The organism is Colwellia psychrerythraea, from assembly GCF_000764185.1.
Lineage (GTDB): Bacteria > Pseudomonadota > Gammaproteobacteria > Enterobacterales > Alteromonadaceae > Colwellia > Colwellia psychrerythraea_B.
The window spans coordinates 124,322-145,701 of the sequence record NZ_JQEC01000016.1 but is presented as its reverse complement, the minus strand read 5'-3'; the positions used below and the strand labels follow the sequence as shown (position 1 = coordinate 145,701).

The window sequence follows — 21,380 nt, the reverse complement described above, 5'->3', positions numbered from 1 at the left end:
GTATCTTAATATCCCTGTTTAACATTTACAGCACCGGGAATAACATTGTTTTCACGATAATTTGTTATATTTTTAGCAATAACCTTTGCTGCCGAGTGCATGTTGGTGGGGGCTGATATATGCGGTAACACTGTGATATTAGGGTTAGTCCAAATAGCATTGGTTGGCGTTAAAGGCTCATGTTCAAAGACGTCGAGCACTGCATGGGCAATGTGGCCATTTTCTAATAAGTTCAACAATGCTTTGCTATCAATAACTGCGCCACGAGAGAAGTTTATCAGCTTGGCGCCCCTAGGCAGTTTACTTAATAAATCTTTGCCAAGCAGGTGATGAGTTTCTGGTGTGAGTGGTAACAGGTTTATTAAAATATCTGTTTTGCTTAGCATTGTATGTAAGCCTGCAGTGCCTAAGTAATTTTTAATACCATCAAGCTGCTTTGCTGTTCTGCTCCAACAACTGACTTGGTAATCTAATTTCTTAAGCACTGTTAAAGCGGCAATGCCAAGTGCTCCTGCCCCTAATACACTTACCTGAAGTTCTGAGCAAGATATAGAAGGCAACTGTCGCCACTGTTTATTGGTTTGCTGTTTAGCATACTCAACCATGTTTCGTTGTAAATAGAAGGTCCAGGCAAGTACAGATTCAGCCATGGTCTTTGCCAATTGTGGATCTTCTAATCTAACGAGTTTTACTGGCTTATCAGTGACTGCACTAACTAATTTTTCGACACCAGCCCATAAGCTTTGTATCCAAACTAGATTAGGAAATCGGGCCAAGTCTTTTGGTTCAGGATTAGCAACAATCGCAATGTCTACCTGCTTAGCTTGAGACTCACTGATCTGCTCAGGTAGAAGTATGGTTTCATTTACTATTTCTTTCTTGAGTATTGTTAGCCATTGAGACTTAGTGGCCGATTCTGAGCCACAGATGAAGACTATATTATTCATTAATTAAAAAACCTCTTAAAGAGCTAGAGTTATTAAAATTATGCATAAGTAAAATTATTGGGAAACATCATGATAAAGCTGCTCAGCGAGTTGTTGTAACACTTGTGCTTCTGGGTGAGTATGGGCAAATGTTCTTAGACCACATATACCCATCAAAAAGTATCGTGCTAGATGATGACAATCCTTGTTTGTACTAATACTTTTTTCGGCTTTAGCTTGTTCGAATTTTTCTGCGATCGCCTGTTGTAACATAGATAAGTTATTACTAATCACCTGTTGTATTTCACTGTCTTGTTCAGCTATTTCATTCAATGCCTTGGTTAATAAACAAGCTTGAGCACTGTCGCAACTGACACATTCAAGCACAATATTATCAAGGTAGGCTTTTAAATTAACCATAGTTAATGTTGAGTTGGCAAACAATTTATCAAATTCAGTTTTTCTATCTAAACGATATTGTTCAAGTGCTGCTAGTAATAAACCTCGCTTATTTTCAAAAGCACAGTAAATAGAGCCAGGGTGTAAACCTGTGGCTTTTTTAAGATCTTGCATACTAGTTTTAGCGTAACCTTTATGCATAAAAGCCTTCATGGTCGCTCTTAGTACTTCTTCTCTATCAAACTCAGCATTACGCATTAAATTATCGTCGTCATTTTAGTAGATGTCATGATTATACCTAATTTTGAACAAGCATTCAAAATAGTAGTTGAATGTTCGTTCAAATAACGTTATCTTGAATGTACATTCAAGATAGAGACAAAATCATGACCGAAAATTTATTCAAACCTTACGCGTTAAATAACAGCATTAATCTAAACAATAAAATATTAATGGCGCCATTAACACGTTGTATGGCTGATGATAATTTAGTCCCAACTCAAGCAATGGCCGAGTATTACGCTCGCAGAGCTGAGTCCGGATTAATCATTTCAGAAGCGGTAATAATCCGCCCTGACGGTCAAGGTTATCCAAATACACCAGGCTTATTTACTCAAGCACAAATTGATGGTTGGCAGGCCGTTACTACTGCAGTACACAACAGTGGCGGAAAAATATTTGCCCAGCTTTGGCATACAGGTCGCGTTGCACATCCGTATTTCTATGGTGAAGGCAACGATGATGCGCCAGTATTAGCACCATCTGCTATTGGTGTTGAGGGCAGTGTGCCTAGAATGCGCGAACTAACCTATAAAACTCCTAAAGCGGTAAGCATTGATGAAATAAACTCACTAGTGAGTGATTATGCACTCGCTGCAGAAAATGCGATTAAAGCGGGTTTTGATGGTGTTGAGATTCACGGTGCTAATGGTTACTTAATCGATCAATTTCTACATCATGACAGTAATCAACGCAGCGATGAGTATGGCGGTAGCAGTGAAAATATGATCCGCTTTGCCTTGGAAGTGGTTGACGGCATTATCTCAAAAATTGGCAACGACAGAACGGCATTAAGAGTATCACCGGGAGCCTACTTTAATATGGCCGGTGACAGTCGCGATCGCCAAGTATTTGATTTATTATTACCCGAGTTAGAAAAGCGTGACTTAGCCTTTTTACATATTGGTATATTTGACGATAGCATGGAGTTTGATTATTTAGGTGGCAAAGCCTCAAGTTATGTTCGAGCAAACTACAGTAAAACTTTAGTTGGTGTAGGTAGCTACACCGCAGAAACGGCAAGTGAGGCTATAGAATCTGACAAGTTTGATCTGATCGCCATTGGCAGACCTTTTATCGCCAACCCTGACTATGTTTCGAAGATAAGAAACAATGAACCATTGGTTAGTTATTCAGATGAGATGTTAACCAGCTTAGTCTAAGTTAAGTTTAATTTGCTTACTTAATCGACTTAGCTTCATTGGTTAAGCTTGAACTAAAAGGCCTGACTATTTTGTCAGGCTTTATAAATCACCTTGCAATGCAGTGGGCTGCGGTTATAGCCCCTGAAATTTTTCTTTTACTAAATAATTCCATTCTCTTCTCAAACGTCGCAGCACCTTTACTTTAAATTATCTTGATCAAGCCCTGCGAACAGATACCAGTAAAGCTCCTTCATAAAATAAATAATTATTTTTACCCCTACTGACACTACGGTGTCAGTAGGGGTTCTTTATTATCTAACTCGTTACATAACTCGAATAAAAAAAGGAATGAAAAATGACTACAACTGTAATTGAATTAGTGACCTATAAATTAAAGCCGGGTATTGATAAATCTGCATTAGAGACAAGCCATCCTAAAGTTAATGATTTTCTTAAAGCGCAAGCGGGCTTTTTATATCGCTCATTAAGTGAAGATAAAAATGGCCTACTGCATGACATTGTTTACTGGCAAGATATGAGCTGTGCAGAACAAGCCAGCAAGGCTTTTGAGCAGTCCTCAGCATGCGCTTCATTAATGTCTATTACTGATATGGAAAGTGTTACTATGCAACATATGACCGCGATGACAGAAGCAATGTCATGCCAAGGTGAGCCTGCATAAGGCAATTCGCGGAAAGCTTATAGCGCACAGAAAAACCTGTGCGCTAATATAAGGATTTAGATTGAGAAAAGCAGAGCGATTGTTCCAAATTTTGACCTACTTACGCAGTCGACGAAATGTTGTTACTGCTCAGCAGTTGGCGGCAGAGTTAGCGGTTTCAGAACGAACTATTTATCGAGATATTCAGGCACTATCGTTATCAGGTGTGCCAATAGAAGCTGAAGCAGGCGTTGGTTATAAACTAAAAAATAACTTTAATTTACCGCCATTAATGTTTGATGAAGCAGAAATTGAAGCGCTGTTGGTGGGTGTCAGGATGGTGGAAAGCTGGAGCAATAAAAAAATGGCTACGTCGGCCACATCAGCCTTAGCTAAAATTCATGCGATATTGCCCGATAAATTACATCAAAGCTCAGTACAGCAGCCTGAATGGGTAATAGTACCAAAGTTTTCCCAACATAATACTGAGCACTTTAGTGAACAAATATCGTCAGCAATAAAAGCTTTTCAAGTGGTGACATTATTTTATCAAGATGAAAGATCCCAGAAAACTCAACGTGAAATTTGGCCTTTAGGGCTAATTTATTGGGGGAAAACTTGGACCATAGTGGCTTGGTGTACCAAACGTGATGATTATCGCCTATTTCGTTTAGACCGAATTCAAGAGCTTACTTTGAAGAACAGCTACTTTCAATTAACGGCTGAAATTAACCTACAACGTTACATTAAAGTCCAAACAGAACTGTATGGTGAATATTTATAGAGCGGTTATTTCCTTGTTAACAAATAAAGCACCTAAATTGCTTTAGGTACTTTAATTTTTTTTGAATAGTGTGTTAGCAGAGTACTTATGAAGCCGACTATTGCTGACTAGCAACTAATGCTTGTTCAACATCAGCCAAAATATCTTCAATATGCTCGATACCTATAGATAAACGTACCATTTCTTTACTTACGCCAGCTTTAGCTAGTTCTTCTTCATTTAATTGTCTATGTGTTGTGGATGCTGGATGACAAGCGAGTGATTTAGCATCTCCAATATTAACAAGACGAACAATTAGCTGCAGCGCATCAATAAATTTAGCACCTGCTTGTTCGCCACCTTTGATGCCAAAACTTAAGATACCACTGCTGCCTTGTGGCATGTATTTCTGCGCTAATTGATAGTCAGCCGAAGTTTCTAAAGATGCATAATTTACCCAATTAACCGCACTATGCGTTGCTAAGTATTGCGCAACACGAATACTGTTAGAGCAATGGCGCTCCATACGTAGCGGCAAGGTTTCTAATCCTTGTAAAATCAAAAATGCATTCATTGGCGAAATAGCTGCACCCATATTTCTAAGTGGTACTACTCTTGCTCTAGCAATAAAAGCTGCGTTACCAAAAGTCTCAGTGTAACTAACACCATGGTATGAAGGATCTGGCTGGTTTAACTGGGCAAAGCGTTGGCTATGTTCATGCCAAGGAAATTTTCCTGAGTCGACAATAATACCGCCAATTGAAGTACCATGGCCGCCAATATATTTAGTTAAAGAATGCACAACAATATCGGCGCCATGTTCAAACGGACGACACAAGGCTGGACTTGCTACTGTATTATCCACTACCAGCGGTACACCATGTTTATGAGCAATAGCAGCCATTTTCTCTAAATCAGCAATATTACCGGAAGGATTACCAATGGTTTCACAAAAGACCGCTTTTGTATTTTCATCAATTAAACTTTCTAATGCGGTAAAGTCATCATGACTGGCAAAGCGCACTTCAATACCCTGTTGTGGCAAAGTATGAGCAAATAAGTTATAGGTGCCGCCATATAATTTATTAATGCTAACAATATTGTCACCCACTCTTGCTAACGTTTGAATGGTCGCGGTAATTGCTGCCATACCAGAAGCTAAAGCTAAACCAGCAATACCACCTTCAAGTTCAGCTACTCTTTGCTCTAATACCGCTTGGGTTGGATTACCGATACGGGTATAAATATTACCTTCAACTTTTAAATCAAATAAATCAGCCCCGTGTTGGGTGTTATCAAAGGCATAACTTGTCGTTTGATAGATAGGCACAGCAACGGCCTTGCTGCTTTGCTCTGGAGTATAACCCGCGTGGATAGCCATAGTTTCTTTACGCATATTCTTCCCTAAGTTGCTAGTTAATAAAGTTATTTTAATTCATCATATCGAATATCGCACAATGAAGACAAGACTGTCATGCCATTAATATAGTTATTTTAGTTATAAAACGGTGCATCAATACTTTATTACTTTTGAGCGGCCAGACTTAACGTGGCTGCAATCGGCTAACTAGGGGAGGCGAATGATGAGTTAATTAGTTATAAATGAGATAAGGGTTAGTTATGGGGATAAAATAAACCGTCATTCTTTTATTTTACTAATACCTATTAAGTCACTGCACTTCAATCACAGCGCCACTAGGCTCCGCTTGATAGCGAGCAAACATACTGGCGAGGCTTTCATGGTCAGTGCTAATCAGTTTTTCTTTTAAGAACGCTGGATTATAAAGTTTGTCATAAGAGCGCTCAGCCAAGTCACAACAAAAGGTGACAATAGTTTTGCCTGGGCCCATTTTGGCGGCAGCATATAAGGCACCAGCAACATTTAAAGCTGAACTACTGCCGAGTAATATTCCATCTAGTTGGCTGAGCTCTCGGGAAATGCTCACTAAGTCTTGATCCGGCAAACTGATGGCCTTATTTACCTTGGCTTGACGGAAATTTTCAACGCAGCGCATTATGCCAATGCCTTCGGTAAACGAACTACCACTTGCTTGATACTTACCCGTTTTTAAATAATTGTAAATACCTGAGCCGTGGGGATCAACCAGCCAAGTTTGTAATTGTGGGTTCTGCTCTGATAAGTACATTGAGTTACCCGCTATGGTACCGCCAGTACCAACGACTGAAACCAGTGCGTCAATGTTGCCTTGGCTTTGTTGCCAAATCTCTGGTCCAGTATTGAGATAATGCGCTTTACAATTACTAGTATTTTCAAACTGATCGGCCCACCAATAATCCGCATGTCGTTCACCAAGATTTTTGGCGGTATGGTAGAAATGTTTAGGATCAGAAAAGGGACAAGCATCAACTAACAATAATTGCGCATTATACAGCGTGATCATCTGTTCTTTCTCTTTAGCTTGCCCTCTAGGCATTACCGCTAACATTTTATATCCATAGGCTTTGGCAACTAGGGCTAAGCCTATGCCGGTATTGCCTGCAGTGCCTTCAATTATGGTCATGCCCGGTGTCAAATGACCATTTTTTATGGCGTCTTTTACTAACTGTAAGGCCGCTCGGTCTTTAATCGAGCCTCCCGGGTTTTGTTGCTCACATTTTAATAATATTTCGCAGCCCGTTAGCTTGCTTAGGCTATTGATACGTAATAAATCGGTATTACCAATCAAGTTGGTGATGTTATTAGCAATGTTATTTGTAATATTAGCGGCAGTGCTGTGGCGGAGTATAGTCATGGCATCTTCAAAGTTGCTAGCTGTCTATAAAAGCGTAGACCTGGCTAAGGCTAAGTCAAGATTCACCTAGCGGAATGATTAAACTAAATTTTGCTCCGCCTATGGTCGATTTTTCAATGGTGCACTGGCCTTTATGCCAGTCCATTATTCTTTTTACTATGGCGAGACCTAGACCAAAGCCACCTTGTGCTTTGTTCCTACTTTTGTCTAAACGGGTAAAAGCTTGGAATATGCTTTCTTGATCCTTGTCATCAATACCGCAACCATCATCGCTCACCGAAATAATGAGTCGATTATTTTGCATACTAGCTTTAATTTCAACTTGCTTATCTGCATAACGAATTGCATTGGTAATTAAATTTTGGCTGGCTCGCTCTATTAGGTGTCCGTTACATAAACAAACAAGTTCATCTGGCAGTACAACTGTAAGTTCTTTCTCCGTGCTGCGTTTTTGCTTATCTACTTGATTTACTAACAGCTCACTGATGTTAACCATGGTTTTGCTATGGGCTTGTTCAAGGGTTTCAATACGAGAATAATTGAGCATCTCATCGACGAGTGTTTCCATTTCTTGTAAGTCATTGGAAATACCTTCTACCTGTTCAGGTTTGGCATTATCTAACATAGCCAAAGAAAATCTGAGTCTGGACATGGGTGTTCTTAATTCATGAGATACGGCATTAACCAATTGGGTTTGCTCCAAAAGCAATTGAGTAATTCGCTTTGCCATGTCTTGAAAGGTTTGTACCACTATCGCTGTTGGAGAGCTTTTATTTATTTTACAGCTTATGGCGAGGTTACCCGCAGAAATATCACTGGCCATTTGTTTTAATTTGACTAAATCTAGCCAAATAGGACGGGTCCATAGTGCGATAAAGGCAGCGAGCAGCAAATAGGATATGGCTAAAATAATATATTTTAATTGAGTGTTTTCATCATGGCTTTTTTCAAGGGAATTGTCAGCATGGTAAGTGATTTCAAGCGGACCAAGCTGATACAGCCTTTTACTATTGCCAGCTTGCAAGTAAATGAGCGGGCGTTGCTGGCGATCATAAATGACTACGGCTTCACCTTTTAGCAGGCGTGTTCTTTGTTCACTTAACCAAGCTATATCATCTACTGAAATTATTGCCAACCCAATGTTAGATTGTTGGCTAAAAACCTGCATTTTTTTTGCATCGTTTTCTATCAGTGCCGGCAGAGCCTTGGCAATATTTACCGCCTGTTGAATTTCAGCAATATTTTCAGTTTCATCAGTTAGCGTTAAATGTTGCCATAACAGTTCAGAGCCCCAGTTAATGGTGAGCAAAGCTATGACTATTGCCAAATACAAACTGATAAATAGTTTTATCATGGTGAGTTGTTATCCAAATATTATCGCTTTAGGCTGATGATTAAAATTATTGCCATGCAGAAGAGCAAAATAAATACCCCTTGCCCCAAATGGTAATTATTTTATAGGGTTTTTCGGTATCATCGGCTAATTTTTTACGCAAACGAGATACTCTTACATCGACACTTCGGTCAAAACCATCATAATCGCGGCCTATCATTTCTTGATGGATAAAGTCACGACTCTGTGGTTCGTCAGGGTTGTTGGCCAGTAGCCAAAGTAATTCGAACTCATGGCTCGTTAGCTCAATATGTTCTTTATTTAGATGCACCTGACGAGATTTTTTATCAATATTGAGTTGACCAATTTGAATATTGTCTTGCTCTGTTGCCTTTTGTTTTTGTGTACGCCTTAATACCATATTGATTCTAGCGAGCAGTACATGGGGCACTACAGGTTTGATGATATAGTCGTCAGCACCAATTTCTAAGCCTATTACGTGGTCTAAATCACTGTCTTTGGCGGTAAGAAAGAGTATAGGTTTGCTAAACTGCTTTCTTACACGTCGGCAGATACTAAAGCCGTCGAGTTTGGGCAGCATAATATCAAGAATAACTACATCGGGTTGTTTGGCTAGAATAAACGCTGGTGCTTGTTCTCCGCTATGCAAAACAGTTACTTTAAAATTGTTGGCTTGCAGGAATTGTTGAATAAGACTGGCAAGACGCACATCATCTTCAACTAATAATATATGTAGCATTAAAATAGACTCCAACCGGCCCGTAAACGACGTCGATATTTTTTAGCAAGGCTGCTATTGATGGTGATCAATTGCTTGGCAATAATATGGTGATTATCATCTTTTAAGGTATATTCCATATTTTCCTCAATGTTGATTTCAATCACAGCAGTAACCTTGTTTTGCTTAAGCCAGCAGGCCACTTTTGTTATGCCCTGATAAAGGCAGCTGTTAATGATTTTTGGTGATTGCCAGCTAACTGTTGCTGTCATGCTACAGGCGTCTCCTGGTTTTTTAACAATACAAATTAACGGTTTTATTGAAAATTCAATGACACTTTTATCTTCGGGTTTATCATTATTAGCAAGGGCAGTAAAAGAAAAAAAGCTAAAAAGTAATAGAATTGTCCAGGTGTTATAACGCATATTCTACCCCAACAAAAAAGGTATCAATAACATCATCATGCACCAGAGGACTATTGGTCAGTGAACTGTCTAACCACTCTCTTTGTAGTGTTAACTTTAACGACCAATTTTCATTAAAGGCATATTGGTTAATGAACTTTAAATAAGGACTTAAACTTGCCTTACCTTGATAATATAATTCTTCTGCAACCTTATCTTGTTCGTCAATGCCATAATAATAATCGACTTGTTCTTTGCTTTGCCAATTAGCCCCTACGGTCAGGGTTAGCAGATTGTTGGGTATTGCAGTAAAAGTAAACGGCTGCTCTAATGCTAGCTGAGCATTTAAACCGTTATAGACATTATTTATATTGTGCAGTAACTTCACCTGAAAGTGACTATGCTGGAAGAAAAACCAATTTATTTGTAAACCCGCATCGAGTGCCCACTTTCGTTCTTGAACTTGGCCCAGTTCAACTTCAATAATCTCAGCATCATTGCCACCAGAACCATCTATGGCGTCAATGACCTCATCTAACTGAGCTTCACTTCCTATGCTATTAGAGAGGGAATTAACAAAAATATTATTGGGATGCCAGCGTTGGAAAAATGAATTTTCACGATTTATCTGGCTAACAGCGCTAAATGACAAAGCGTCTCTTTCGTAGAATGTAAAACCTAATGCATTGTTATCTACGAATACTTTTTCGCCATAATAACTAAAATTAGGCACTATAACTAAGGGGATATTATCGCCATCATTTAGTGGATTGGTGATGACACCAGCACCCAAAGCAATGGAGAACTGCCACTCACCTACGGGCACACAGCCGCTATCTGCAGGTGGACATTGTGCATATACTGACTGGCTAAAAATAAATAGCAGGAAAATTAGATACTTCAAGTTTATGACTTCTAGTGGATAGCTATGGTTTTGCCTATAAGTTAACACTGAAGCAAGGGTAGGTCACTCTCGATTACATAAGGTTACACTTGGTTGCACCTGGCAACGGAATTATTACTGACACTCGGTAAGCTGGGTTTAAACATAACAAAGGAGAAAGAATAATGTTTAATAAAAAGTTTAAGCTTTTATCTGTGTTTACTCGGTCTGAGTTTGCACTTTGTTCGCTGCTTAGTCTGGTTACACTTACCTCAATGTTAACGGGCTGTATGAGTGATAACAGCAAGGAGGTTCCTGAACTCAATGAATTACAGATGAGCTTAACGCCCTTGGCAAGGGAGACAACCAATACAGAAACTACTTTTGAGCAGCATATTAAAAATGGCCTCTACTTACGCAGTGTGCAAAATAATTATGTTGTAGATGGCGCAATGGAGAGCGCTGCTGTGGCTGATCAGGCAAGCGATGGTGATGCTGGGTTTTCTCAAACCAATGTTCAGCAACAGGGCGTTGCTGAAGGGGATAGAATAAAATATGACGGCGAGCATATGTTCATTGCTAACAACCAATATGATTTTCATGTACTTGAAAGCTCAATGTCACGGGAAGCTCAAAGCTCTGTCAGAGTGATGCAGCGAAATGATAATGGCGATGTAAGTGAAGCAGCAAGTATTTCCTTAAATTTACCGTCGGCTAATATTAACAGCTTGTATCTAAACAATAATACCTTGGTGGCCGTTTCAGATATTTATCAAGGTCAAGCTATTTATATGAATGGTACCTATATTGCCGCGGATTCTATTATGCCAACTAAAGCACAATTTAATGTTTCATTGATAAATGTCAGTGAGCCAAAAAATAGTACCACTATAGGCTCACTTACCTTTGATGGCTCTGTTGTTGATAGCCGCAGAGTGGGCGACATCTTATATGTGGTTAGCCGCTATTCCCCCGTAGTAAATGATTTAATTTATGCTGAAAGCAAAGCAGATAAGTGGGCAAACTACCGTCGCATTATGGATACTGATATTAGTGAATTATTACCTAAATATCGTGACCAATACGGTATTGAGCGGGCGTTAGTTACCGCTGAAAATTGTTACCTTCCTGAGAGTGCCACTGATAAAGATGGCTTTGATGACATGGTAACGTTAACTGCAATCAATATTAATAATCCGCAGCAGTTAAGCTCTGCTTGTGTGAATAGCCAAGTACAAGGGATTTATGCTACATCTTCCTCTGTTTATTTGTATAGCACTAACTATGTAAACCAATTTTTCTTTGATAGCCAAGCTAGCGAACAAGCCTCTGTGATTCATAAGTTTACTCTTGATGGTAGTGCAATTGATTATGTTGCATCAGGCACTATTTCGGGCCGTTTTGACTGGCATATGTCTAACTTAAGATTTAGTGAGCATAATGGTGATTTACGGGTAATAACCACAGAAGGTAATCGCTCTTCAGGTTATCAGCATAAGTTGAATATCCTTAGACAAAATAATAAGGCGTTAATCCTAGTGGCACAACTGCCTAATGCAAGTAACCCTAAACCAATAGGTAAGGTAAACAATGATGGCATAGTCTTAGAAGATATTAAGTCGGTGCGATTTTTTGGTGACCTAGCCTATGTGGTAACGTTTTTAACAACCGACCCACTGTATGTGCTTGATTTATCAGACACGATGAACCCCGTTATTCGCGGAGAGTTAGAAGTTCCGGGTTATTCTTCCTATCTACATCCGATATCACCCACCTTATTATTAGGCATAGGACAAAATGTCGGTTCGGGTATACTCGAAATAAATAACGGCCAAGCACTGCCAGCAGAAGACTTTCCTCTTGTTGATGGCGCAAAAGTTAGCTTATTTGATGTTAGCGATTTATCTGCGCCAAAAGAAATACGCTCTTTAGTGTTTGCAGATGCTTATACTCCCGTTGAATATAATTATCATGCTTTTACTTCTTTAGCGACTGAGGGTGACTCATATCGTATAGCTATCCCTTTTGAGCGTTGGTTAACCACCAGTAACGTGCAGGAAGGTGGAGGCATAGTGTATGAGTGGAATCAGGAAAACTTCCTTGGTCTATTTGATATTAGCAATATCACTCAAGGTGATAGTAGTGCTGAATTAAATTATATTGGCAACCTTGATGCCCTTGATACAGAGCAGACTTTTAATCATGCCTCATCTTGGGATGACCGAGCGATATTACATGATGATGACATTTATTATATTCATGGCATGCAAGTTTGGAAATCCTTATGGCATAGCCCGGGACAAGTTATGGGGCCATTTTAGCTCAACAGCCCAGTCTTTGTGAATAAGTAAACGGCCTAGATCAGGTTACTTACCAAGCTCTCATCATGAGAGCTTTTTTATGACTAAAATAACGGCAACATTTTATTCTGTTAGATAAAGCCCTGGCTTGTTGATTTGCATCATTGATTGCGGACTGTCGATAGCTCTAAAAGCAAACTTTTTATAAAGTTCGTGGGCATCAAGGGTACACAGCATAAATCGTCTTAAACCTTGTAAGTCACTATGCTGCATAATAAAGTCTATCAAGGCGGTGCCTAGGCCACGATTGCTATATTTAGGTAATACAAAGACATCGGCTAAATAAGCAAAAGCGGCTTTGTCAGTAATTACCCGCGCAAAACCTATTTGTCGATCATTAAAGTACAAGCCAAAACACATGGAGTTGCTAATCGCTGTTGTAACCAATCCCCTTGATATGCCTCTCGACCAATAACAACTAGTTAAGTAGCCATGAATAACGTTAAGTTGCAGGCTGGCCTTATCATCACTTACTAAAAAGCGTTGTTCTTGGTTGGTTATTTCTTTTTGAGAATGCTTTTGCAGTTTATCTTGCTGGTGACCTTTGATATTGTCTGTCATATTAATTTCCTATGATCATCGCTATGCTGGCTAACGTAGCTAATGCCAGCGTGATATTAAATATTTGCCAATGACGAGGTGTTTTCAACAACTGCTGCATTGCTACCCCGCAACAAATCCAAAATAAGCTGCCAATAAAGCCAGTTATGCTCCAAGCAAAGATCACCATAAGGACCGAATAAAAGTACGCTTCACCAACTAGAGTAAAAGCAGAAAGACAAGTAAGGCTTGTCATCCAGGCTTTAGGATTAATAAATTGAAATACCACGCCATGCCAGAAACTTAATGGTTGAGCACCTTTATCTTGTTTGCTAACAGGTGATGCAAAAGCTATTTTCATCGCTAGGTATAGCATATAAGCAATACAAATTAGCTTAAGTACCTGTTGTGCTGCAGGGTAGTTAGTAAATATGGCACCGAGACCAAGACTGAGCAAAACAACCAGCAATAAAATGCCTAGGCGAATGCCAAAGACAAAGGGCATACTGGCGCGAAAACCAAAGTGTGCACCATTGGCTGAAAGCAACATATTGTTTGGACCAGGGGTTGAAGCTGCGGTAAGGGTGAAGATCAGCAGGGGTAACATTAGCGCAAAAAGTTGTTCGTACATAAAAGTCCTTGCATTAAATTAATTGTATGCATACAATTATTATTTGTTAGGGTGTCATTGTTTGAATGTCATCATATTGATTTTTTTTTATTACTCAAGGATTTTATTGACACCATGACAATTTGGATCCCAATACTCGATAGTGCATTGCCAAAGTATTTGGCCTTAGCCCAGGCTATAGAAGAAGCAATTAATAAAGGTGAATTAAAACCCGAAGATAAGCTGCCACCACAGCGACGTTTAGCCGATGCAATAAAGGTAACCATAGGCACAATTTCTCGTGCTTACAGTGAGGCTGAACGGCGTGGCTTGGTCATGGCCAAAACGGGCAGTGGCACTTACGTTCGAACAAAGAATAATATCAATGCAATAGTTGACGACATGGCCCAGGACACTGCTGGAAAAATTGATATGCAAGCGGCGTTTGCGCCAGAAGGCCCGCAAATAAAAATGTTAAGTCGCGCAATGACATCAATGGCTGAAAGCGAGCAATTACTGGGTAATTTACTGCATTATGCCCCTGAACTTGGTTACCCTAATCATCGCAAGAGTTTTCAGCAGTGGCTTACTGTTGAGCCTGTAGCATTAAAAGGCTGTGATTTCTTGTTCACTCATGGTGGCCAACATGCCATTAGTGTCGCAATTAATGTTTTATGTCGAGAGGGGGATATCATTCTCACCGAAGATTTAGTCTTCCCTGGTATCTTGGCAGCAGCGCAAAATAAAGGTGTTAAAGTTGTCTCTATTGCCATGGATGAGCAGGGCATCATGCCAGACAACGTTTTACAAGCTTGCCAGCGGCATAAACCGCGAATGATATATTTAACACCCAATAGCCAAAACCCCTGTGGAACACAATTATCAATTGAGCGACGCCAAGCTCTTGTAGATATTTGCCGTGCACATAAGGTATTGATTCTTGAAGATGATGTGCAGTTTATTGCCAGTAAAGATAAACCAAAAAGCATGCAAGAATTGGCACCTGAGCAATGTATTTATTTAAGTAGTTTTTCTAAACGCTTTAGTGGTGCAATGCGTATTGGTTTTTTGGTAGCGCCTCATGCCATTTATAATAAAATTAGACTATCACTGCGGGCTTCTTCTTGGACAAACTCTCCCATATTAATCCATTGGTTGTGCCAGTGGATGGATAATGGTGAACTTGCCAAGTTAGAGCTGTGGTTAGCAGCAGAGATGACAGCACGACAAGCACTGGCCAAGCAGCACCTTGCTGCTTGGACGCCGAATAGCCAACAAACCAGCTTTAATTTATGGCTAGAGTTACCGCCAGGGTGGTTGAGCCATGAATTTGTTGCGCAAGCAAAAGAACAAGGAGTATTAGTGCGCAGTGCTGATGACTACCGAGTGGGTCAACAAATACCATCACCAGCTATTCGCCTTTGCCTAAGCAGACCGAAAACTCATGTACAACTTACCGATGCATTAATCATAATTAAAACCATTTTAGAGCAAGGGCCATCTTTAAAAGAAGCGGTGATGTAAAGCTGCGGCCTAAAGTGAGTTGCTATTGATATTGATTAAATTACAGTTCAAAGAATGAGTGACATTAGCTCTTTTATAACAGTAAAAAGCTAATGTCTTGATACGTGATAAGGATCTTTTTATTGGTGTTTATCCTAACTCTCCATATTTCCTCCTAAGTCTGCCCTTATTCTTACAGCTAAGTCACTTTAATAGAGTCTCTATTTACACTAGGGAGTCGTCAATAAACCATACGTCAGTCATTAAGCTTTTTGATATATCGAAATACTTGTATCAGCGCTGCCGTTAATTTATGCCAAAGCTATAAAATTTACGGTGACTCACTCTACAACCATTAAAATTTACAATAAGGAATATTCATTTGTCTAGAGCGATTTTTAGTTTCATTCGTAAAGTATGTCTGGTCACTGCATTATTAGGTGCAACAAACAGTCAAGCTGGCCTCATTGTTGTTTCAGGCGAGCTGATCGGTGCCACTGGTGTTGTCATCTCTGGTCTTGGAACCTATGACGTATCTTTTGAAGATGGTAGTTGTGCTAGTGTATTCTCTGGCTGTGATACTCTTTCTGATTTTTCCTTTACCAGCTCCGATCATGTTATTTCTGCAGGTAGGGCGCTGCTTGAACAGGTGTTTGTTGACAGTGAATTTGGACAATTTGACTCCAGTCCTGAGCTGATCAGAGGGTGTGAAGACGGTAATAAGTGTATTGCCTTGATCCCAAACAAATTTAGCCCAAGCTGGGTGTTCAGCCAGAATATTGTTAATTACAGTGACAATGGCACTGATAAAATAAGCTTTAACTCGAACCTAGCCCGAGACCAGAGCATCCTTGACAGAAGTAATAGCACTTTTGCGGTATTTACTAAGGTGGCGCAGATACCCACTCCGGCCACTGCATTACTATTTGGCTCTGCTTTATTTGGCTTAGTTAGTTTTAAACGAAAAAAGTAACTTTAAAGTTAGCTTCTTTACAGCTATTTTTAAATAAATTATAAAGGCTACATTGTAGCCTTTTTTTCTTATTATCATGCCAGTGTATGACATATTGCTATTACCTAGTGATTAATTACGGGTTGCCAGCGGCTAGCGATATTGTCAACAAACCTAGTCCCTATTCACATGTCTATGTCCAAATGCTTATCTCTCTTTATCGCAGTGTTTTCATAATTAAATATTGATAACAGGGCAATCCTTAGTAAAAGACAAAATTTGAATCATTCATTTTTTGAAATTACGTCTGTATCAAAATTGCGACTCTCTGTAATCAACACTGTGTCGAAAATGACACACCTTAGTATCCGTTGAATTATCAACACTTTAAAATATTATTTATTATCAGTTATTTAAGTTTTATTTTTACTATGGCACAAGACTTGTAATAACTAATCATCTGCTTAAACAATATAAGATGAACTATGGATATACCAAGACAAGCCATTGAAAAGCCACTTTGGAAAACACACTGGTATGTTTTACCCGTTTTCATTGTCGTTATAGGCACTTACTCATTAAGAAGTGTTTTAGGCAATGCTTCGTATTTTATTGAAAGAAACGCTGTTGTCACTGCCAAAGTGGAACAGGGCAACTTTCGTGTAAATGTTCGTGCAACTGGCGTATTAAAACCGTTAAATATTCGTTGGGTATCTTCACAAGTTTCAGGCAGGGCTGAGCAAGTTTTTGTTAAAGCTGGCGCGAAAGTCAATAAAGGCGATGTGTTAGTACAATTATCTAACCCTGAATTACATCGTAATCTAGAAAAAGCTCGTTGGGAACTTGAAGCTAAAAAAGCTGAAAGCCATGTTGCTTTTGTGATGCTTGAATCCCAGATGGTTGATTTAGATAACTCAGTATTGTCTGCCGAATATAGTTATCAATCAGCCAAGTTAAAGTTGGATGCAGAGACTGAATTACTTGCTCAAGGTAACGCGACAGTATCGGCACTCGAACATCAAAGGAGCAAATTAGCTGTTAAGCAACAAATGCAATCTTGGCTCGCTCAACAACAAAAAACTGAGAAAATGCAAGCGAATATGGCGGCAACAAAAATTGCTCAACAAGCGCGTATTGGCTTAGTTGAAAATAATTATCAGCGAGTAAAAGAACAAGTAGCGGCACTAGAAGTAAGATCATCAACCTCTGGTATTGTGCAACAAGTATCACTTGAGCTAGGTGAACGTGTACAAGTGGGCGATAGTGTTGCGCTGGTGGCAGATCAAAATAACTTATTTGCCGAGTTACAAGTACAAGAAGTTAGAGTGAAAGATATTGCTTTAGGGCAGTTAGTGACTATAGATACTCGCACCAGCGAAATTATTGGTGAAGTGATCCGTATCGACCCTGCGGTAAAAGGTGGCATGGTGTTAATTGACGTCAAATTAACCAGTGAACTACCTACTGAGGCACGTCCAGAGTTAACCGTTGATGGTTTAATTGCTATCAGTAATATCGAAGGTGCTTTGTATGTAAAACGGCCGGTTTATGCGCCAAGGCACACTAAAGTTGGTCTGTATAAGTTGAGTCCAGATCAGCAGTTTGCCAGTAAACACTTGGTTGTTTTAGGTCAAAGCTCCGTTAATAAAATTCAAATTATAGATGGCTTGCTGGTGGGTGATGAAATTATTATCTCAGACACATCAAGCTGGCAAGAACATGAAGGAATTAAGATCAATTAGCTTTTGCCACTAAAGCTAAAAATTATATTAACAAATGAAAATCAGCAGAGCCTTACTGGCTGATACAATATGGAAATAATTATGACAGCACTCATTACCTTAACGAATATTGGTAAAACATTCTTAACCGAAGAGATAGAAACACGGGCGTTAAACAGCATTAATTTGGTGATTAATAAAGGCGAATACCTTTCACTTAGTGGCCAGTCAGGTTGTGGAAAATCAACTTTATTATCTTTATTAGGCCTATTAGATTCGCCTAGTTCAGGGAATTATCATTTGGACGGCAGTGATGTCTCTGCTTTAACGCGGGATCAACGAGCAAAAATACGCAGTAAACAAATAGGTTTTGTGTTTCAGTCGTTTAACTTGATATCAGATCTGACGGTATTTGAAAATGTGATGTTGCCGTTGACCTATCAAACAGGTAAATCGAAAAAAGTCATTGAAGATAAAGTCAATGAAGTCTTAGCGAAAGTAGAAATGGGGCATCGCAAGAATCATTATCCATCACAGTTATCTGGGGGACAACAACAGCGCGTCGCTGTTGCTAGAGCTTTAGTTAACGACCCTGCCATTATCCTAGCAGATGAACCTACAGGTAACTTAGACTCAAAAAATGCCGAAGCTGTTTTACAACTCTTTGATCAACTTCACCATGATGGCGCAACTATTTGCATGGTTACTCATGATCCATCGTCAGCGAAAAGAGCGAGTCGTTGTTTAGAAATGTTTGATGGGAGAATGATAAAAGATAATGTTAATCATGATCGTAATAGCTCCGTTAAACCACTTGATTTAGCTGCAGGTTAAAGCTTAGGAGAATTATTATGTCGATGTTAATAGATATAAAATACGCATTTCGTTTGTTATTTAAAGCGCCTAAATTTACTGCGATGACCTTAGGTGTACTCATTGGTGGTTTATCCATTAGTTTATTTACTTTTTCATTTCTATATTCTGTGATTTATAAAACATTGCCCTTACCGGAAGGTGATAGCGCAAAAGCCATAGTTGTCTACTTTAATGATAAACATCGCTATATCACGGGCTTTGAATATCAAAATATAAAAGATAAATTACTAACTTTTGATGAGTTTGGTATTTACGACAATCTAGATATAAGGCTGAGTGTAGGGCAATCAGGTAAAAACTACTCAGCAAGTTTAGTCCGCCAAGGTTTCTTTGAATTTAGTCGGACTGCCCCTATTATTGGTCGGACTATTCAAGCGGAAGATACGGCAGAGGGAGCTAGTCCTGTCGCATTAATCAGTTATCAAGTTTGGCAAGATGAATTGCAGGGCAATGAAAACGTTTTAGATAAAACTATGATTTTCAATGGTGAAATTACTCAAATTATTGGCGTTATGCCGCAAGGTTATCGTTTTCCAAACTCTTCAAAGGTTTGGTTACCGTTACAAGATAAATTATTAATTGTGCCGCCTGATGTCAGCGGCTCATATTATTCATATGCACGTCTTAAAGGTGGCGCTACCGTTGAACAAGCAGGGTTAGAATTAGGGCAAGCTGTTAATCAAATTTATCAGCAAAATGTTAAGTTGTATGATCTGCCAGAACTAGAGAAATCAGCTAAGTTGCTAACTTTTCAAATGGCACAAACCGGTGGAGAAGGAGACGTTGCTTTTACCTTTTTAAATATAGTCTCTTGGCTTATTCTCTTATTAGCCTGTATTAATGTCGGTAATTTATTATTAGCGCGTACTGTTGAACGTCAAAAAGAAACGGCAATTCGCGCTGCATTGGGAGCAACTACTTGCCGTTTAGTCAGTCAATTAATGTGGGAAGGCGTTATTATCTCAACGGTTGGCGGCATTTTGTCATTACTGTTAGTCGGAGCCGCACTTGATTACACTGAAATTCTGTTGCATTCATGGCTGCCAAATGGCGGTTCGTTTTGGTGGCATTGGGGCATGGACTTACCCACTTTGTTAATGGGCCTAGCCTTTACTGTCGTCACCATATTATTGTCTGCATTTTTACCCGCATGGCGTTCGGCAAGACAAGATATTAATACCACCTTAAGAGACGGTACCCGTGGTGCACAAAGTAAAAAGGCTGGCAGGATCTCTCGAATATTAGTTACCAGCCAAGTATTTTTGGTTGCCACGCTAATGTTAATAGGTTCGGTTTCTGGTTATATATCATATAAGTTTATCAACCTAGAACTGGGCGATAACTATACTGATGTGATGACCGCAAGAATGTCGATTCCTGAAAATAAATACCCAGAACAGGTCCAACAATTGGCATTATTTCAATCGTTAAAAGAAAAAATTGCGCAACACCCTCAAGTTGTTAATGTTGTTGCCAATAATTGGCTAGGTGAATCAATAGTGACTTTACCTGGAAAGGATTACGCCTCAGAAGACAACAAACCTAAAATTGATACTATTTCGGTCATCGGCGATACCGAAACTGTGGGAGTTAATTTAGTGGCAGGGCGAGGATTTACCCATTTAGATAAGTTAGGCCATCGTAAAACAGCATTGATAAGTCAATCAATGGCAAAGCGTTACTGGCCAGGAGAGTCGCCATTAGAAAAGAGTTTTCAAATAAAAGTTGCTGATAAAAATGAAAACGTTTTTGTGGTGGGAGTTGTTACTGATCGTATGAATCCTTCAACGCTTTTTAGCCGCTTAGATAGCGCAGATGAAATTTATTTATCAGGCTTGCAATTTATCAGCAGTTTTCAAATCGTTTATTACCGTATTGTGCCAAATACACCTAACGCAGAAGAAATTTTCTATCGGGCTATGTTTGCTACCGATCGGACTATTGAGATGACTTACTCAGTGCAATTAGCCAGTAAAAACCGTCATATGATGCGAGACTCAATGCGCTTAATGTCCAACGTCACTTTTGGTACTGGTTTTTTTGCGTTATTGTTGGCGATGGTTGGTATCTATGGTTTAACAGCAAATTCAGTGGCCCAACGTACTCATGAAATAGGTATTAGGCGTGCTGTTGGTGCTAGTGATAAAAATATTACTCAGATGTTTTTAAAACAAGGGGCTCGGCAGTTGGTTATTGGCTTGGGGTTAGCTGTGGCACTTTTTGCGCTACTCGCTTTTGGCTTCCATAAGTTTACCGAAGAACTATTTCCAATATTCTTCTACTTCGGTATCGCTGTTACTGTCGTTGTTGGACTCTCGACCACGGTCATGTTGGCAATGTTTGCGCCGACCAAACGTGCGGTGAAAATGGAGCCGAGTATGGCCCTACGTTACGAATAAAATGTTAGCAATAACGTATTAAAGGAAAATGTTTATAGTTAAGACAAAAGAGCGGCTAATTTTGAGTGATTATCCGCTTTGCTTTAATGTTACTTGTCCCTTTACTTAATATTACTTAAAGTAATGAAATAACC

19 protein-coding genes are annotated in these 21,380 nt (G+C 39.4%); 9 read left to right on the top strand and 10 right to left on the bottom strand.

Features of this window, described 5'->3' with window-relative positions; genetic code table 11:
• Positions 1-5: 5 nt before the first annotated feature.
• Both GAB14E_RS14340 and GAB14E_RS14345 read right to left on the bottom strand, forming a co-directional pair.
• Complete coding sequence (locus GAB14E_RS14340; RefSeq protein ID WP_033081802.1) at positions 6-947, bottom strand: 2-hydroxyacid dehydrogenase; 942 nt, start codon at positions 945-947, stop codon at positions 6-8.
• A gap of 54 nt (positions 948-1,001) precedes the next feature.
• A complete protein-coding gene (locus GAB14E_RS14345) occupies positions 1,002-1,583 on the bottom strand; it encodes a TetR/AcrR family transcriptional regulator (RefSeq protein ID WP_033081801.1) in 582 nt (193 codons plus the stop codon).
• Between the two features lie 128 nt (positions 1,584-1,711).
• On the opposite strand from GAB14E_RS14345, the gene GAB14E_RS14350 reads away from it, so the two are divergent.
• From GAB14E_RS14350 to GAB14E_RS14360, 3 genes are all read left to right on the top strand, one after another.
• A complete protein-coding gene (locus GAB14E_RS14350; RefSeq protein WP_033081800.1) occupies positions 1,712-2,767 on the top strand; it encodes an alkene reductase in 1,056 nt (351 codons plus the stop codon).
• Positions 2,768-3,104: 337 nt separating this feature from the next.
• A complete protein-coding gene (locus GAB14E_RS14355; protein ID WP_033081799.1) occupies positions 3,105-3,431 on the top strand; it encodes a hypothetical protein in 327 nt (108 codons plus the stop codon).
• A 61-nt stretch (positions 3,432-3,492) separates the two neighbouring features.
• Positions 3,493-4,194, top strand: coding sequence for a helix-turn-helix transcriptional regulator (locus GAB14E_RS14360; protein WP_033081798.1), 702 nt, complete (start codon positions 3,493-3,495; stop codon positions 4,192-4,194).
• Between the two features lie 97 nt (positions 4,195-4,291).
• Here GAB14E_RS14360 and GAB14E_RS14365 read toward each other — a convergent pair whose 3' ends face one another.
• From GAB14E_RS14365 to GAB14E_RS14390, 6 genes are all read right to left on the bottom strand, one after another.
• On the bottom strand, positions 4,292-5,569 hold the full coding sequence (locus GAB14E_RS14365; protein WP_033081797.1) for an O-acetylhomoserine aminocarboxypropyltransferase/cysteine synthase family protein: 1,278 nt from the start codon (positions 5,567-5,569) through the stop codon (positions 4,292-4,294).
• Positions 5,570-5,843: 274 nt separating this feature from the next.
• Positions 5,844-6,926, bottom strand: coding sequence for a cysteine synthase A (locus GAB14E_RS14370; protein WP_052093600.1), 1,083 nt, complete (start codon positions 6,924-6,926; stop codon positions 5,844-5,846).
• Between the two features lie 55 nt (positions 6,927-6,981).
• The gene (locus GAB14E_RS14375; protein WP_033081796.1) at positions 6,982-8,280 is read right to left on the bottom strand and encodes an ATP-binding protein; all 1,299 of its coding nucleotides are present in this window, start codon (positions 8,278-8,280) and stop codon (positions 6,982-6,984) included.
• 46 nt (positions 8,281-8,326) lie between these two features.
• The gene (locus GAB14E_RS14380; RefSeq protein WP_033081795.1) at positions 8,327-9,019 is read right to left on the bottom strand and encodes a response regulator; all 693 of its coding nucleotides are present in this window, start codon (positions 9,017-9,019) and stop codon (positions 8,327-8,329) included.
• Positions 9,019-9,423, bottom strand: coding sequence for a DUF3019 domain-containing protein (locus GAB14E_RS14385; protein ID WP_033081794.1), 405 nt, complete (start codon positions 9,421-9,423; stop codon positions 9,019-9,021). The genes GAB14E_RS14380 and GAB14E_RS14385 overlap by 1 nt, the downstream gene beginning before the upstream one ends.
• A complete protein-coding gene (locus GAB14E_RS14390) occupies positions 9,413-10,306 on the bottom strand; it encodes a MipA/OmpV family protein (RefSeq protein ID WP_197061178.1) in 894 nt (297 codons plus the stop codon). The genes GAB14E_RS14385 and GAB14E_RS14390 overlap by 11 nt, the downstream gene beginning before the upstream one ends.
• A 164-nt stretch (positions 10,307-10,470) precedes the next feature.
• On the opposite strand from GAB14E_RS14390, the gene GAB14E_RS14395 reads away from it, so the two are divergent.
• Positions 10,471-12,606 carry a beta-propeller domain-containing protein gene (locus tag GAB14E_RS14395; RefSeq protein WP_033081793.1) on the top strand — a complete coding sequence of 712 codons (2,136 nt, stop codon included), beginning with the start codon at positions 10,471-10,473 and terminating at the stop codon, positions 12,604-12,606.
• A 102-nt stretch (positions 12,607-12,708) separates the two neighbouring features.
• On the opposite strand, the gene GAB14E_RS14400 is transcribed toward GAB14E_RS14395, so the two are convergent.
• Together GAB14E_RS14400 and GAB14E_RS14405 are read right to left on the bottom strand one after the other, a co-directional pair.
• Positions 12,709-13,206 (bottom strand): GNAT family N-acetyltransferase, encoded by a 498-nt coding sequence (locus tag GAB14E_RS14400; protein ID WP_081967775.1) that lies wholly within the window; start codon positions 13,204-13,206, stop codon positions 12,709-12,711.
• Position 13,207: 1 nt separating this feature from the next.
• A complete protein-coding gene (locus GAB14E_RS14405) occupies positions 13,208-13,816 on the bottom strand; it encodes a LysE family translocator (RefSeq protein WP_033081792.1) in 609 nt (202 codons plus the stop codon).
• A 114-nt stretch (positions 13,817-13,930) separates the two neighbouring features.
• Between GAB14E_RS14405 and GAB14E_RS14410 the strand changes: the two genes are divergently transcribed.
• The 5 genes from GAB14E_RS14410 (at position 13,931) to GAB14E_RS14430 (ending at position 21,246) form a co-directional block, all read left to right on the top strand.
• Entirely contained in the window at positions 13,931-15,319 is a 1,389-nt protein-coding gene (locus GAB14E_RS14410; protein WP_033081791.1) for an aminotransferase-like domain-containing protein, read from the top strand.
• A gap of 361 nt (positions 15,320-15,680) precedes the next feature.
• On the top strand, positions 15,681-16,271 hold the full coding sequence (locus GAB14E_RS14415) for a hypothetical protein (RefSeq protein WP_033081790.1): 591 nt from the start codon (positions 15,681-15,683) through the stop codon (positions 16,269-16,271).
• A gap of 464 nt (positions 16,272-16,735) precedes the next feature.
• The gene (locus GAB14E_RS14420) at positions 16,736-17,992 is read left to right on the top strand and encodes an HlyD family secretion protein (RefSeq protein WP_033081789.1); all 1,257 of its coding nucleotides are present in this window, start codon (positions 16,736-16,738) and stop codon (positions 17,990-17,992) included.
• A gap of 81 nt (positions 17,993-18,073) precedes the next feature.
• The gene (locus GAB14E_RS14425) at positions 18,074-18,805 is read left to right on the top strand and encodes an ABC transporter ATP-binding protein (protein ID WP_033081788.1); all 732 of its coding nucleotides are present in this window, start codon (positions 18,074-18,076) and stop codon (positions 18,803-18,805) included.
• Positions 18,806-18,822: 17 nt separating this feature from the next.
• The gene (locus GAB14E_RS14430) at positions 18,823-21,246 is read left to right on the top strand and encodes an FtsX-like permease family protein (RefSeq protein ID WP_033081787.1); all 2,424 of its coding nucleotides are present in this window, start codon (positions 18,823-18,825) and stop codon (positions 21,244-21,246) included.
• The last annotated feature ends 134 nt before the right edge of the window (positions 21,247-21,380 follow it).